Origin of the sequence: endosymbiont of Acanthamoeba sp. UWC8 (genome assembly GCF_000730245.1) — a bacterium.
GTDB lineage: Bacteria > Pseudomonadota > Alphaproteobacteria > Rickettsiales > Midichloriaceae > Jidaibacter.
Window position 1 is genome coordinate 184,962 of the sequence record NZ_CP004403.1, and the last position, 13,809, is coordinate 198,770.

Consider the following 13,809-nt stretch of genomic DNA (forward strand, 5'->3'; position numbering starts at 1 on the left):
GTATAAGGAATGCACGATTTCTGTCAATTAGCTTATAAAAAAAATATTATTTGGCAAGATAATATTCTTTGTACCAATCAACGAATAAAGGTATCCCCGTATATATATCAGTTGCCGGTATAAAGCCTAAATCCTGCTTAGCCTCACTTATATCGGCAAACGTTTCTTCGACATCCCCCGGTTGCATAGGTTGGTAATTGATGATTGCTTTCTTTCCGACGCATTCTTCAATGACTCTGATAAATTCTTTTAAATCTTCAGCTTTGCTGTTACCTAAGTTATATACTTTATGCCCGATAAAACTTGATTTAAGTGCTCCCATAACCCCGTAAACAACATCGTTTATGTATGTAAAATCTCTTTTCATGTTTCCCATGTTGTAAACATCAATGGGCTTTTCTTCAAAAATGTTCTTGGTAAACTTGAATGGAGCCATATCAGGACGGCCGTAAGGACCGTATACGGTAAAGAATCTTAAACCGATAGAATTGATTCCGTAAAGGTGAGCATAAGTATAACTCATTAGTTCGTTAGCTTTTTTGGTTGCTGCATATAATGATATCGGCTCATCCGTTCTATCATGAGTAGAGAAGGGAAGTTTCTTATTATTTCCGTAAACTGAGCTCGAGCTTGCATAAACTAATTTATTAAAATTTTTTATATTGCGACAAAGCTCAAGAATATTTAAGTGCCCTTGCACGTTACTTCTCTCATACTCAAAAGGGTTCTCAATCGAATATCTTACACCGGGCTGAGCCGCTAAATGAATAATATCCTTAAATTCATGTTTTTTAGCTAATTTGGTTAAGAAGTTGTAATTGCAGATGTCTTCTTCGTAAAACTTAAAATTCTTATGTTGTTTCAATAGTTTAGTCCTGCTTTCCTTAAGCTGCTTGGAATAATATTTATTCATATTATCAATCCCGACCACTGAAAAACCTTGCTCAAGAAGATATTTAGCAACATGAAACCCGATGAAACCGGAGCACCCGGTAACTAATATTTTAGATTGGTCGATAACATCTTCTATAACATTATCCAATTTAGCAGTTATATCTATTGCACCGACAAGCGGAATTGCTCCTACTCCGGCAGCAGTGCCTGAGAAAGAAGATTTTAGCGTAGAGTTTTCAGATATAGAGGAATTTTTACTCTTTAAAAATTTTGTTATACTATCCATTTAGTTAGCAACATTTTTTATGATGAAAATAAAGGATATAAGCTTTATGTCAATTGTGAAGTAGTAAGAATTTGAAGGAAGGAAGTCATATGGTTAAAAGGAAAGTAATTTTTTTAATATAGTGTTCCTGAGTACATATATTGTTGCAGGTAGGGTGTTTATTAGTTAGGATTAAATAATTATGTATTTTGTAGACTAGTTAGATGTTGGGACTCCTTAAATTAAACTTCAGCAAGTTTATAATAATATTAACAGCAGTTTTATTGCCTCATATAGCTTTAGGATGCTCAACGTATGATTATCTTACTAAAGAATTTGAGCTGTATTTAGAGAATAATTATCAGGGAATTGCGAAGAGATTATATGATAATGCGGTAGAAAGCACTGCAAAGCTGAATGAAGAATGCTTAGACAAATATTCTATCGCTTTAGGAGATATCGGCATTTTTGAGCATGTTGTATTTAATCAAAATAAGCTTCATCCGGTTAAGGGTAGTTGGATGCATAGGTATAGAGTCAAGAGGTGTGGTTTTGATAGGGTATATAATCTATATTATTTTGCAAACGGGGGTGATTTACCAAAGGTGTTTGCAGGTATTATGGGAGAAACCAATGCTTCTCTTCAATTAACCAATGATACTTTACTTGCTGTGCATAGTATTAAAAGTAAATTGTTTCCATCTTGTAAAACCGAAGAAGAGGTAGAACAAACTTTTGTTGTATTTAATTCAAAAGTAATTTTGTTTAATAATGAGAAAACTAAGTGGAGTGAGGAGTGGGATATTAAAGCCTGTAGCCAGAGGGCTAAGGTAAAAATTAGTTTTCAGCTAGACGGTAAAGGCGGAGCATATTATACTCTCAATGAATCGGAAAGTATTAAGCATGAGTAGTCTAAACAAAAAGGGTAAAGCCTGAAACTTTACCCTCCTTATTGTGAACTTTAATTATATAAAACATTATATAAAGTTATTTATTCTCTTTATCTTCTTCTTTGTTCGTATAAGAAGAAGAATGAGCCATTTGCTCTTTACGCGCATTACCGCCTTTTTCGCCTATATCATGATAAAATTCACTTCCGTAAGTTTCTTTAGTAATATTACCGCCGATTTTACCACCTTCATGACCCATTGCCGCATAATTATCATGCATTTTTTTCTTTTCATCTGCACTTAAATTCTCTGAGCTTTTATTCTTATTATTTTCATTAACTGCCATAACAGCCTCCTTTAGTTGTATTTAACTCTTCAAAGCATATAGTTAATAAACCACAAATAGGCTACCGATGTAACATTAAATAAAATTAATTTTTAACTTACGCATAAAGTTATAATTTATAATTATAAATCACTTTCAAAGCAGCCGATACTTACAGGTATAGCTAAATTTAAAATTTAGAAATCCATAACCTGACATTTTGTGTTGATATATCAATCTTTAATAATTTCAGATGACATACTCTTTATAAAATTGATGAACATTGCTTACTTATGAATAAAGAAGAAATTTTTCCATAATGCAGTTAACAATAGTTCAGGCAATTTAATACAAATTTAGTTGTAAAATATGGCTGTCAAGTATACTTACCGTGAGTATGGAAGTTAGTTAGGAACAATTATGAATTATTATGATATTTTAAAAGTTGAATATAATGCGACAGAGGAAGTGATAAGAAAAGCTTATTATAAAGCAGCTCGTGAGTCACATCCTGATAAAAACCCGGAGGACAGGGAAGCTGCGGAAGAAAAATTTAAAAAAATTGCTGCTGCATACGAAGTTTTGAGTAACCGAGAATCGCGTGCAGAATATGATGCTTATTTGTTGCTCGAAAAAAATAGATCTAAACAAAAGGCATATCAAACAAGCGCACAGAAAGCAGACGACTACTCGCCGAGCGAAAACCAATGGCAAGATCCGGATATGGATAGAGAGCGTGCCGAGCAATTACTTAGAGACATAACTAAAATTATGGAGAGCTACATTGAAGAGCAAAAGCGCAGACATGAGTTAGGTAAGCAACTTGCTAATGCGGCAAAAGAAGGTAACTGGCAGCAGGTGAATAGCTTGTTTAAAGAAGGTGCTTTTTTAGATGAATTATCCGATGAGAACCTAGCTGCATTGCATTATGTAGTTGAAAATGGAGATTCAAAACGTATGCAAGCATTAATAAATAACGGAGCTAATATTGATGTTCAGGACGGGTATGGTAATACACCGTTGCATTATGCCGCCAGCAAGGGAGACATAGAGACTTGCAGCTATTTAATAAGTAACGGGGCTAATTTATATTTACAAAATTATAGGAATAAGAATACACCATTGCATTCCGCACTTAAAAACGGACATATTGATGTGGCTCTTTTTCTAGCCGAGTACCCTACTGAAGGAGGATTATTTATTTGGAAAACAAAAAGCCATGATTTACAAGATAAGGAAGGAAATACCCCTTTGCATATTGCTTTAGAAAATCAATACTATGACCTGGCAAATGAATTATTGCATCAAGGTGCAAAAGTTGATATTCAAAACAATAAAGGATTTAAGCAGAGTAGTTATCTTAGTATAGTAGGGTCTCATACGACAAAGATATTGTTGGAAAGAAGAATTAATGATTTAGCTAAAGAAAGTTCATCATGTATAACAATGTAAGTAATAATTATTAATTAGTGCATAAGCAACATCTTTATATAATATAATCCTCATGATTTGAGGTAAAAACATGATAATATATATTATGGAAAATATGGTTGTAGCTATATATAAATTACGGATTTGAAAAAAGAATAATAACAATAAAAAAGAAATCTTATACAACTTTCTGCTGACTTTAAAAAAAAGGGCAACTCTATTTTTTATTAAAGCTGCCCTAGCACAACCTTGTCAAGGATTTAAACTATAACATGAAACTTTCTATAATCACTATAAAATAAACCAATCCGGTATAAGAATTAAAGCATACTGATTGCTAAGGTAGCTGCTATTGCTGCCGAATCATAAGAAAAGTTCATTTCAGGAATTAAAGAAGTTTCTTCATATGCTGGTTCTGTACCGTTAACTAAAGTATTTAAAGATTCTGTAGCTGAAATGCTGTATTCCAAACCTTTACCTATTGTATAAGGGATGTAGCTGGAATAACCTGCAACAACTGATCCTAAGGTTAATAAGTGAGCAGGAAGTTGTATAATTTTATCAAAAGTATAAGAAATACTATCTTCATATTCACTTCTAAAGAGAAGCTGCATAGCTTCAGTTTCATTATTAGTAATTTCTACTAAATTATAATACTTTAAAAGTTGTTCATTTTCTAAATGATAAGAACGAGTCACGCAAGATGTATAGTATAAAAATGATGCTCCAGCAGGCTTATTCCATTGCGTTATTGATTCAAGAGAGTTCCAATATTCATCGGTTAAACTTGTAGGAGTTATACTACTGGAATATTGTGCTAATTTATTAGACAAAGTATCTAAAATATCAGAAGTTTTTAAGAAAGAGCTTGCTAAAAAATTAATTGCGTTGTTAATCATATTTGCATTCCGTTAATCTTAGTTATATATCTTATTATATACTATATTTATTACAAAAATATTATGAAAACTCTAATTTAACACAACTTTAACAAAAAACTTTGTTACTGGTAATCTTTTACTCTCCTTTAACAGTAAAAATGGTGTATAAATTTGTTGCAATAAGATAAATACCGGAAGCACCAACTAATGAGTAGATAATTCTGCTCATTAAAGTGAGTTCACCAAAAATAAATTTTACTAAGTCAAAATTAGCGGTGCCTATCAGCCCCCAATTAACTGCTCCTATAATTGTTAGTATAAAGGCCGCCAGTTCCATCCAATTATTTGTATCTCTCATAGTATTGCTCCTTTGTTTAATAAAATATCAAGTTATTATCTAACTATTATAATTAAATAAAAATCACTTTATTATTAATTTTTTGTTAAACATTGCTAATTTAATATTAAGGGTTAGGTAATATTATATAAAGTGAACTTGACTTTACTAAAAAGTAGATTATTTTTTGTGAAAATAATCTATAAATATTAAAAATGAAAAGTAAACTTATATGTGCGTCAATGCTCGCTTTAAGCATATCTTTAAGTGGTTGCGGTTTTAAATCAATTTCTCATGGTCGTGAAATTAGTGAGAAGGAAGCCTCTAATATTGAAATCGGTAAAACTTCAAGAGAAGATGTAATTATAATGTTTGGTGAGCCTTCTAAAATAACTGATGATGGTAAAGTATTTTTTTATGGATGGACCAGAGGTTCAAAAGTAGAAGTATTAGGCATGGGCGGTGGGTCATCTGAAGGTAAATCTTTGGTTGTAATTTTTAATAATAATGGAATAGTAAAAAATTATAGAATAACCAGGGGCATGGCAACTGGCCAACAAATTGATTAGTATGCTTAAAAATATATCAATCTCATTAATTGCTTTAGTTCTTATACAAGGATGCACTAATAATGCAAGCAGTGACCCTGCTCTGTTTGATAAGCTTCAAAAAAAATATGAAAGCATGAATTGCAATGAACTTAAAGCAGAAATATTATCTTTGGATTCAAAGTTAAATAGCGCTTATAAAGGTAGAGAACCAGGTATAGTGGATGCTGTTAATCCTATTTCTTATATCCCCGGTGTTCTTAGTGGTCAAAAAATGTTTAATGAGAATAAATCTAAGGAAATTAATGATAAACTAACAATTTTAAATACTATATATCAAAAGAAAAGGTGTGTAAGTACTATGGTTATTGAAAAATAGGAAAAATTGGGGTTTTTATTATTGGAGATTTATAACTCCTAATTTAGCTAAGCAAGAGAAATTAGCCCATGTTTTTTTTACAAGAATGCTGGTGTTAGTAGTTTTATATATAGTGTATTAAGTTGAATATCCTAAATACATGGAGCATAGTTGAACTACAAAAAATTAAACTAAGTTTGCGTATAATTGACTATGTCATTTATACAGCGCACGTGCCATAAATGGCGGGTAGGCGTGTGCTTCTTACCATTCTTATTATCTGATTTTTCAGTTGTAGGCTATATAGTCATATTAAACTTAATTTATTGTATTTGAATAAACACGTTAGATATTCAACTTAATTTACCATATCAATCACTATGAATATAATTAAAAACCGCGGAGTCATATGTAACGTTTTAAGCTTTGAATATGATAAATTAAAAACGTTGAACCAAGCTCATTCTGTTTCTATGGTTATTGTAAATGATAAAAAATAATATTTAAAAGCTGATGCTTTAGTGAATAAATTGCCCAATATCCTTTTAGGAATCAAAACTGCTGGTTGTGTGCCTGCCTTATTTTTAATTATAAAAATAAGATTATTGTTGCGTGTACATACCCTCAAAGTGGAAAAGTACATTTTTACCTCAGTAGAGCCGTGTATTCAACAAAAATCCTGTGAGGTGAACCTGAAAAACAGTTTTTTATTTATTCTAAAAATACAGAGCATTATATGCTATTAAATATTGAAATCTATTCTAACTCTGACACTTTATTTGGCTTTAGACGTGTAGCACATGAAAATAAAAAAAATGCAAAAATTGAATTCGGCAATCAACTCTCAGTAAATGATATGTTATAATTGAGTATTGAAAGTGCATTATACAAATAAATTTATTTACTCTTAAGCGGTATACCAAGCTCTTCTAATTTACGTTTAATATCACCTATTGATTCATTTGCCGCATCTATGCCCGCTTGATAAAGCTCCTCATTTTTGCTGCCGTCATCAAAAGTGCCGTAACCATCCATATTCGGATGTATCTCTATATCAGCCTTCTTGGCTTGCAGCCTTGAGAGCTCATAATAAAATATCCAAAATGCTCTGTAAGTTAAATCCAGCATATTACCTAATTCATCTTTCGGCGGCGGCGCACTGATATCAATGGCAATTATAATTTTAGGCCCATATTGCTTAGCAACTTTTACCGGTACAGGCGCTTTGACTCCGCCGTCAACTAAGGTTCTGCCGTAAATTCTTACCGGGGTAAATAAGGGCGGAATAGCTGATGAAGCATGCACAGCAGGAACAATAGGCCCTGTTCTTATAGCAAAGAGATTATTGGTGCCTATATCGGTCGTAACTGCTACAAAAGGAATTTTCAAAGATTCAATATTCTTTGTATTAAGATTTTTTGCTAAAAACTTTTGATAATGATAGCCTCTAATCGGTCCTTTCAGGGTAACAAGCATCTGCAAGGAATCACCGATTGAAGGATCCAATAATTCCTCTCTTTTAATCTTAATTAGTTTATTTTTGATTTCTTCAGCGTTAGGGTTATCGGCATATAAAGCTCCAACGGCACTACCTACACTACACCCGACAATTAAATCTATAGGAATGTTATTTTCTTCAAAAACTTTTAATACTCCAAGATGAGCAATCCCTTTAGATCCCCCTCCCCCTAAAACTAGTGCAATATTAACATTTTTTAGTGGCGGAGCATAAGGGGGCTCCTTAGGTGCTTGAACAAAAAGCTTTGTTTGCGTACAAGCTGAAGGAAGTAATAATAATAATAAAATAAAGCACTTAAAAAACTTCTTCATAAATAATTGTAAATATTCAACTCATCTTTCTATAGATATACAAGCAAACCAGCTAAGATTAAATAAATTTTTATAAGTTATTTATAGTGCATTAAGTTGGAATATATATAGTGAGACTGAAATATCTTATTAAATAAAGTTTATGTATGAAGGGCATAATCTTTTATACAAGCACGCGATATATAATGCGGCTAGAACAAGTTTCTTAAGATTTTAATATGTATTAAAAAACTTAACTTAGTATATCTATTTAACCTGCAATTAAAGACTTTAGCATCCAACAAATCTTTTGATGGAATCCCAGCCTTTGAGTAAGCATATCATTTGTAGTATAATCCTGCTCATCTTCGCAAACTTTTATCAATTTTTCAATATTAATACACATGGTTTTATGATCATTTAAGAGGTCTTCTACCATTTTTCTCCACGGATACTCCGAATTTGGGTTTTTTGTACTACTAAGTGCACTGAATTCACTAAAAGTTCCCGGAGCTTTATCTCCTAACATTCTGATTTTTTCCGCAGTTTCATCGACCATTTCTGCTAACTGCTCATATTGCTCTTCAAGCATTTTATGTAAAGAGTTAAAATGCTCACCAACGACGTTCCAATGATAGTTTTGAGTTTTTAAATAAAGTGAATAAGTATCAGCTAGAATAACTTTCAATTGGTTAATAACCTTAGTCATAGTTAACTCCCCTTTTAACTACTATTACCTCTTATATTTAAGTCTAGCTCTTAAGCAATAAAAAGACTACTATTTTTTATTTAGCGCACTAAAAAGAGATTCAATTTTAGCTGCCTTTTCTTGCGTTTCATCAAGTGCAAACCTGAGCTCGGGAGAAAATCTTAATTTTAATTTTCCTGACATTGCTTTACGAATTTCAGGAGCAGCTTCTTTTAAAAATTTTAAAACTAACGTCTTATCTTCAAAGTTGGAAATAAGTATAAAAGCGGTAGCATGTTTTAAGTCAGGGCTAATCCTTACTTCCGTAATAGTAATCATAACACTTTCTAATAGTGGGTGATAATATTCACCCTTTATAAAATATTCGGATAATGCGCTCCTTATTTCTTGGCCGATTTGTAATTGCCTGCTCGACGGAGGTTTAGAATAAATTTTTGTCATTATAAAGTTCTTGCCTCTTCAATAAGCTCATAAGCTTCAACTTTGTCACCCGGCTTAATATCTTCATAGTTTTCAAACGTGATACCGCACTCAAAGCCTGTTCTAACTTCTTTAACATCATCTTTAAAGCGTTTTAAGGCTTTAAGTTTACCGTCAAAAATTACTACGTTATCACGAATGAGCCTTGCATTAGCCTGCTTTTTAATCGTACCTTCCGTTACATAGCATCCGGCTACTTTGCCGAATTTGCTTAAATCGAATACTTCTTTAATATCAACATACCCTAGAATATGCTCTTTAATAGTCGGTGAAAGCATACCAGACATAGCTGCTTTAACATCATCAACCAGATTATAAATAACCGAGTAATATCTAATTTCCACCCCGTATTTTCTGGCAAGATCACGAGCAAGACTATTAGCTCTTACGTTAAACCCGACGATAAATGCTTCGGATGCATTAGCAAGAGTAATGTCAGATTCCGTAATTCCACCAACACCCATATGCAGCATTTTAACTTGAATTTCTTCAGTAGAAAGCTTCATTAAACTATTAGAAATAGCTTCGACGGAACCCTGTACATCCGCTTTAATAATAATATTAAATTCTTTAAAGTGGGAGTTCTTAGCTCTTAAGAATAACTGCTCTAAAGAAGTTTTTCTGGAACTTATTAAGGCTCTTTCTTTTTCTTTATTGATTCTAAACTCAGCAATTTCTTTCGATAATTTTTCATTAGCCGTTATGATAAATTCATCCCCGGCAATCGGAGCTTCATTTAATCCGAGAACTTCTACAGGTGCTGAAGGCCCTGCTTCAGTAGTTCTCTGCCTTTTATCATTATTTAGAGCTTTAACTTTACCATATGCTGTTCCGGCAACAATAAAATCACCGTTTCTTAGTGTTCCGTTTTGAACTAAAAGAGTTGTTGCAACCCCTCGCCCTTTATCTACTTGAGCTTCAATTACTACTCCTTTGGCAAGCCTATTAGGATTAGCTTTTAAGTCCATCACCTCAGCTTGTAGCAATATTGACTCTTCAAGTTTATCAAGGTTAATCCTTTTTTTAGCAGAAACTTCAACAACAATGGTATCACCGCCCATATCTTCAGGAACAAGTCCATGGATTAAGAGTTCATTTTTAACTCTATTAGCATCTGCATCCGGTTTATCAATTTTGTTAATTGCAACAATTATAGGAACTTCAGCTGCTTTTGCATGGTTAATTGCTTCAACTGTCTGCTGCATTATCCCGTCATCAGCCGCAACAACCAGAACTACTATGTCAGTCGCTTTAGCACCCCTGGAACGCATTGCGGTAAATGCTTCATGCCCTGGAGTATCTAAGAAAGTTATATAATGACCGCTTTCAAGTTTAACTTGATATGCCCCGATATGTTGAGTAATACCCCCTGCTTCGCCGCCGACTACATCGGTAGATCTTAGAGCATCAAGCAATGAGGTTTTACCGTGATCAACGTGCCCCATTACCGTAACAACTGGTGGTCTGGTTTTTAAGCTTTCAGGAGAATCTTCAATTTCACTAAGCAATGATTTTTCAATATCTTCAGCAGTTACTCTTTTAACTTTATGACCGAATTCTGTGGCAATAAGTTCAGCAGTATCCGCATCAATTGATTGATTTAGGGTAACCATCATTCCCATTTTCATTAATGCTTTTATAACATCTGCAGCTTTTTCCGACATACGGTTTGCAAGCTCTTGAACACTGATTACATCAGGTAAAATAACTTCACGGAAAACTTTTTCCTTATCTTTCGGAGTATCAAAATTTCGCTTAAATTTATCTTTAGATCTTTTAAACGGTGAGGAACTTTTGTTTCTTCTGAAAGTTCCGTCTTCCTGATCCATCATCATAACTTGCGCAACAGAGAGTTTTTTATTAACTCTCTTATCCGGCTCTGCTTTTTTAACCGGAGCAGTGAATTTTTCTTCTTCCTCAATTTCAGCTTTGGTTTTCTTCTTAGCGATTATAACCCCGGGCTTAATATTAGTGTCCGTAGGTTTGGTCTCTTTATCCGCTACACCGACAATATCTTTTTTAACTTCGGTTTCAGGTTGTTTTTCTTCTTTAGGTTTTAAACTTGCACCAATGGTATTTAAATTTTTAACTTTACCTTTAGTAAGAAGTATAGCCTTTAGCTCATTACTTCTTTTCTTAGCTTCTTCTTCATGCCTCTGTTTTTCTTGTGCAATTCTTTTTTGCTCTTCAGGGCTTATGTTTTCTTCTACTTTTTCCACTACCGGTTCAGGTTTAGGTTCTACAACTACTACTTTTTCTTCTTCTTTCTCTTTCCGGGCTTTATTGCTGCGGCCTCTTCAGCCTTCTTTTTAGCTTTACTGATAAGCTCTTGTTGCTCTAAGCGTTATTTTTCTTCTTCTTTAAGCCTTTCTTGTTCTATTTTTTTATCTATTTCAGCTTTGCGTAAAACTTCAACTCTTCTTTCTCTTTCTTCTAAAGTTAGCCCGTCCAGCTCATCGATTCCGTAGTTACTGACTTTTTGTTTAGGAGAAGCCTTAGTTGAACCTCTTGCTTTAGTAACAACTACAACAGTACCTTTTGAATGAGTAACCGGTTGCTGAGCAGGCCTGTTTTTTATCTGTACCCCCCCGGATACACCAAGCTTACCTCCGGCATTACTAAGACCCAAAGTACCTGACTTTAGTGTTAAAGTTTTTTTGCCTGTAGATTGGTCTTTATTATCACTCATTAAATACTACCTCGCCGAGAATTTATTTTTGAGCTGCCTCAGGTTCGAAATACGCAACCTTTCTTGCAGCCATAATTATATTGTCAATTTCTTTATTGCTAAGCCCGCTTTTCGGACATAGCTCTACCAACTCATCATGAGATAAGTCCGCTAAATCATTTAATTTTTTAATATTGCTCTTATATAATTTTATAGCAAAATCATTAGTTATACCTTCCAGCTTTAGAATTTCAGGATCAACTTTACTTAGCTCTTCCGCCTGTGGAGTAATTAATTGCGAAGCATCCTCATGAACTAAAGCATATTGCCCGGCTCTGGAAATCAACTCTTCGGCAATACCTTCATCAAGTCCTTCAATATTAGCTAAATCTTTAATTTCCGCATCAGCAATGTCTTGAATCGAGGAAAATCCTTCTGACGCAAGAAGTTGCGCTAAAATTTCTTCCAAATCAAGAGCAGCCATAAATTTAGCAGTAATTGCATTAAATTCTTCGGTTCTTCTCTTGGATTCTAAATCTTCAGTAATTACATCCAAGTTCCAGCCCACTATCTGGGAAGCAAGCCTTACGTTCTGCCCACGCTTACCGATTGCAATACTTAATTGCTCATCAGGAACGACAGCCTCAATTCTTTTCTTATCCTCATCAATAATAACTTTAGTGACTCCGGCCGGAGCAAGCGCATTAACGACTAGTGTCGCATAATCCGAACTCCAAGGAATAATATCAATCTTCTCGCCGCCCAGCTCGGATATTACCGCTTGAACTCTTGAACCTCTGACGCCTACGCATGAACCAACGGCATCTATTGAGGAATCCGAGGAATACACTGCTATCTTAGATCTTAAGCCCGGGTCTCTCGCCACTGCTTTAATCTCAATAATTCTATCATAAATTTCAGGAACTTCTTGAGTAAATAATTTAGAAAGGAAATCGTTATGAGTTCTTGTAAGAACAATTTGCGGTCCTTTGCTATCTTTATTAACTTCAAGCACTAATGCCCTAATTCTATCACCTTGCTTCACTTTATCATTTTTAAGCAGATTTTCTTTTTTAATTAAAGCTTCTGCCGAACCGATTTTGATTAAAATATTTCCGTATTCTACTTTTTCAATTACTCCACTTATAATCTCGCCGACTCTGTTTTTAAACTCATCATATTGTTTATTCTTCTCAATTTCTCTAACTTTATTGGTAATTACCTGCTTGGCGGATTGGGCAGCAACTCTTCCTAGGTCAATAGGAGGAAGCGGTTCTGAGATTATATCGCCGACTTCGGCATCTTCACTTTTATTTTTTGCATCAGAGAGCGCAATTTTGTTTAAGCTTCTAATATATTCATCAACTTCATCACCCAATTCATCTTCAACGTTGTCAACGACCAACATTTCTCTATAAAGCCTAATCTCACCGGTTTTACGATCAATTTCAGCACGAACGGAATGTTCATGACCATACTTTCTTCTTGCTGCAATTCTCACAGCTTCTTCTAATGCTTCAAGAATTAAATCTCTATGTATGGATTTTTCTCTTGCAACAGCATCTGCGATTTGTAAGATTTCAGTACTTCCAAAACTTCTCTCGCTCATCTTAGCTTAAAACCTCGTTTATTTCGTGTTAGAGTTTATATTAGAATCAAAATATTGCAAGAAAGCTTCTTCAATATTATTAAAATTTAAATTTATTATTTCATTTGCATCTTTCGGCAAAATTACAATATTTTCTTCGTTGACTTCATTAATTTTACCGACAAATCTTCTTCTTCCGTCTACTGCTTCGAATATAGTTAACTTAATTATATTGCCTATATTATTTTCAAAATCCTTTAAACGAGTTAACGGTCTATTTAAACCGGGAGAGCTAACTTCTAGGGTATATCTTTCATCGATTATATCCTCAACATCAAGCAGTGCGGATATATGTCTGCTAACTTGTTCACAATCTTCAATAGCAATATTCTCATTATCCATTCTATCAATCATGATTTGCAAGGTCTTGCTTCTCCCTGCTTGGAGATTTTTAATTCTGACTATATCAAAGCCTAAAGCCCTAACTGATTCATTAATAATCTCAAAAATCTTACTTTCCGCCTGTGTTTGGTAAATTGCCATGTCTTTTAAAAATTAATTAAAACAAAAGGCGGGAAAACCCCACCTTTTGTGGTATATAAACACTAAATCAGAGCGATTGTCAA

The 13,809-nt window shown here is 33.7% G+C and carries 14 protein-coding genes and 1 pseudogene; 4 read left to right on the forward strand and 11 right to left on the reverse strand.

What is annotated here, in order from left to right:
* Positions 1–46 precede the first annotated feature (46 nt).
* Positions 47–1,180, reverse strand: a complete 1,134-nt coding sequence (locus tag I862_RS00835; RefSeq protein ID WP_084173747.1) for a GDP-mannose 4,6-dehydratase — start codon at positions 1,178–1,180, stop codon at positions 47–49.
* A 203-nt stretch (positions 1,181–1,383) separates the two neighbouring features.
* Here I862_RS00835 and I862_RS00840 point away from each other — a divergent pair, with 203 nt between their 5' ends.
* Complete coding sequence (locus I862_RS00840) at positions 1,384–2,070, forward strand: hypothetical protein (protein WP_038537838.1); 687 nt, start codon at positions 1,384–1,386, stop codon at positions 2,068–2,070.
* 76 nt (positions 2,071–2,146) lie between these two features.
* On the opposite strand, the gene I862_RS00845 is transcribed toward I862_RS00840, so the two are convergent.
* Entirely contained in the window at positions 2,147–2,395 is a 249-nt protein-coding gene (locus I862_RS00845) for a hypothetical protein (RefSeq protein ID WP_038537841.1), read from the reverse strand.
* A 399-nt stretch (positions 2,396–2,794) separates the two neighbouring features.
* On the opposite strand from I862_RS00845, the gene I862_RS00850 reads away from it, so the two are divergent.
* A complete protein-coding gene (locus I862_RS00850) occupies positions 2,795–3,826 on the forward strand; it encodes an ankyrin repeat domain-containing protein (RefSeq protein WP_038537844.1) in 1,032 nt (343 codons plus the stop codon).
* Between the two features lie 299 nt (positions 3,827–4,125).
* Here I862_RS00850 and I862_RS00855 read toward each other — a convergent pair whose 3' ends face one another.
* Positions 4,126–4,704, reverse strand: coding sequence for a hypothetical protein (locus tag I862_RS00855; protein ID WP_038537848.1), 579 nt, complete (start codon positions 4,702–4,704; stop codon positions 4,126–4,128).
* 118 nt (positions 4,705–4,822) lie between these two features.
* Positions 4,823–5,044 carry a DUF378 domain-containing protein gene (locus I862_RS00860; RefSeq protein ID WP_038537851.1) on the reverse strand — a complete coding sequence of 74 codons (222 nt, stop codon included), beginning with the start codon at positions 5,042–5,044 and terminating at the stop codon, positions 4,823–4,825.
* A 194-nt stretch (positions 5,045–5,238) separates the two neighbouring features.
* Here I862_RS00860 and I862_RS00865 point away from each other — a divergent pair, with 194 nt between their 5' ends.
* Together I862_RS00865 and I862_RS00870 are read left to right on the forward strand one after the other, a co-directional pair.
* Positions 5,239–5,592, forward strand: coding sequence for a hypothetical protein (locus I862_RS00865; RefSeq protein WP_148299457.1), 354 nt, complete (start codon positions 5,239–5,241; stop codon positions 5,590–5,592).
* Position 5,593: 1 nt separating this feature from the next.
* Complete coding sequence (locus I862_RS00870; RefSeq protein WP_038537857.1) at positions 5,594–5,950, forward strand: hypothetical protein; 357 nt, start codon at positions 5,594–5,596, stop codon at positions 5,948–5,950.
* Between the two features lie 876 nt (positions 5,951–6,826).
* Here I862_RS00870 and I862_RS00875 read toward each other — a convergent pair.
* From I862_RS00875 to I862_RS00905, 7 genes and pseudogenes are all read right to left on the reverse strand, one after another.
* On the reverse strand, positions 6,827–7,759 hold the full coding sequence (locus I862_RS00875; protein WP_038540951.1) for a patatin-like phospholipase family protein: 933 nt from the start codon (positions 7,757–7,759) through the stop codon (positions 6,827–6,829).
* Positions 7,760–8,009: 250 nt separating this feature from the next.
* Entirely contained in the window at positions 8,010–8,447 is a 438-nt protein-coding gene (locus I862_RS00880; protein ID WP_038537860.1) for a Dps family protein, read from the reverse strand.
* A gap of 69 nt (positions 8,448–8,516) precedes the next feature.
* Complete coding sequence (gene rbfA / locus I862_RS00885) at positions 8,517–8,888, reverse strand: 30S ribosome-binding factor RbfA (RefSeq protein ID WP_038537863.1); 372 nt, start codon at positions 8,886–8,888, stop codon at positions 8,517–8,519.
* Positions 8,888–10,642: pseudogene (gene infB / locus I862_RS00890) on the reverse strand (translation initiation factor IF-2); the annotation flags it as partial. The pseudogene infB and the gene rbfA, both read right to left, overlap by 1 nt.
* Before the next feature lie 629 nt (positions 10,643–11,271).
* Positions 11,272–11,616 carry a hypothetical protein gene (locus I862_RS08345; protein WP_038537866.1) on the reverse strand — a complete coding sequence of 115 codons (345 nt, stop codon included), beginning with the start codon at positions 11,614–11,616 and terminating at the stop codon, positions 11,272–11,274.
* Between the two features lie 22 nt (positions 11,617–11,638).
* Positions 11,639–13,204 carry a transcription termination factor NusA gene (gene nusA / locus I862_RS00900; RefSeq protein WP_038537869.1) on the reverse strand — a complete coding sequence of 522 codons (1,566 nt, stop codon included), beginning with the start codon at positions 13,202–13,204 and terminating at the stop codon, positions 11,639–11,641.
* Positions 13,205–13,222: 18 nt separating this feature from the next.
* Positions 13,223–13,726 (reverse strand): ribosome maturation factor RimP, encoded by a 504-nt coding sequence (locus tag I862_RS00905; protein WP_038537873.1) that lies wholly within the window; start codon positions 13,724–13,726, stop codon positions 13,223–13,225.
* Positions 13,727–13,809: the final 83 nt, after the last annotated feature.

Excerpts from the sequence above, each read along its gene's own strand:
- I862_RS00840 (WP_038537838.1), top strand. The coding sequence starts at position 1,384 with ATGTTGGGACTCCTTAAATTAAACTTCAGCAAGTTTATAATAATATTA.
- I862_RS08345 (WP_038537866.1), bottom strand. The coding sequence starts at position 11,616 with ATGAGTGATAATAAAGACCAATCTACAGGCAAAAAAACTTTAACACTA.
- rbfA (WP_038537863.1), bottom strand. The coding sequence starts at position 8,888 with ATGACAAAAATTTATTCTAAACCTCCGTCGAGCAGGCAATTACAAATC.
- I862_RS00880 (WP_038537860.1), bottom strand. The coding sequence starts at position 8,447 with ATGACTAAGGTTATTAACCAATTGAAAGTTATTCTAGCTGATACTTAT.
- I862_RS00860 (WP_038537851.1), bottom strand. The coding sequence starts at position 5,044 with ATGAGAGATACAAATAATTGGATGGAACTGGCGGCCTTTATACTAACA.
- I862_RS00865 (WP_148299457.1), top strand. The coding sequence starts at position 5,239 with ATGAAAAGTAAACTTATATGTGCGTCAATGCTCGCTTTAAGCATATCT.
- I862_RS00905 (WP_038537873.1), bottom strand. The coding sequence starts at position 13,726 with ATGGCAATTTACCAAACACAGGCGGAAAGTAAGATTTTTGAGATTATT.
- nusA (WP_038537869.1), bottom strand. The coding sequence starts at position 13,204 with ATGAGCGAGAGAAGTTTTGGAAGTACTGAAATCTTACAAATCGCAGAT.
- I862_RS00870 (WP_038537857.1), top strand. The coding sequence starts at position 5,594 with ATGCTTAAAAATATATCAATCTCATTAATTGCTTTAGTTCTTATACAA.
- I862_RS00835 (WP_084173747.1), bottom strand. The coding sequence starts at position 1,180 with ATGGATAGTATAACAAAATTTTTAAAGAGTAAAAATTCCTCTATATCT.
- I862_RS00850 (WP_038537844.1), top strand. The coding sequence starts at position 2,795 with ATGAATTATTATGATATTTTAAAAGTTGAATATAATGCGACAGAGGAA.
- I862_RS00855 (WP_038537848.1), bottom strand. The coding sequence starts at position 4,704 with ATGATTAACAACGCAATTAATTTTTTAGCAAGCTCTTTCTTAAAAACT.
- I862_RS00845 (WP_038537841.1), bottom strand. The coding sequence starts at position 2,395 with ATGGCAGTTAATGAAAATAATAAGAATAAAAGCTCAGAGAATTTAAGT.
- I862_RS00875 (WP_038540951.1), bottom strand. The coding sequence starts at position 7,759 with ATGAAGAAGTTTTTTAAGTGCTTTATTTTATTATTATTATTACTTCCT.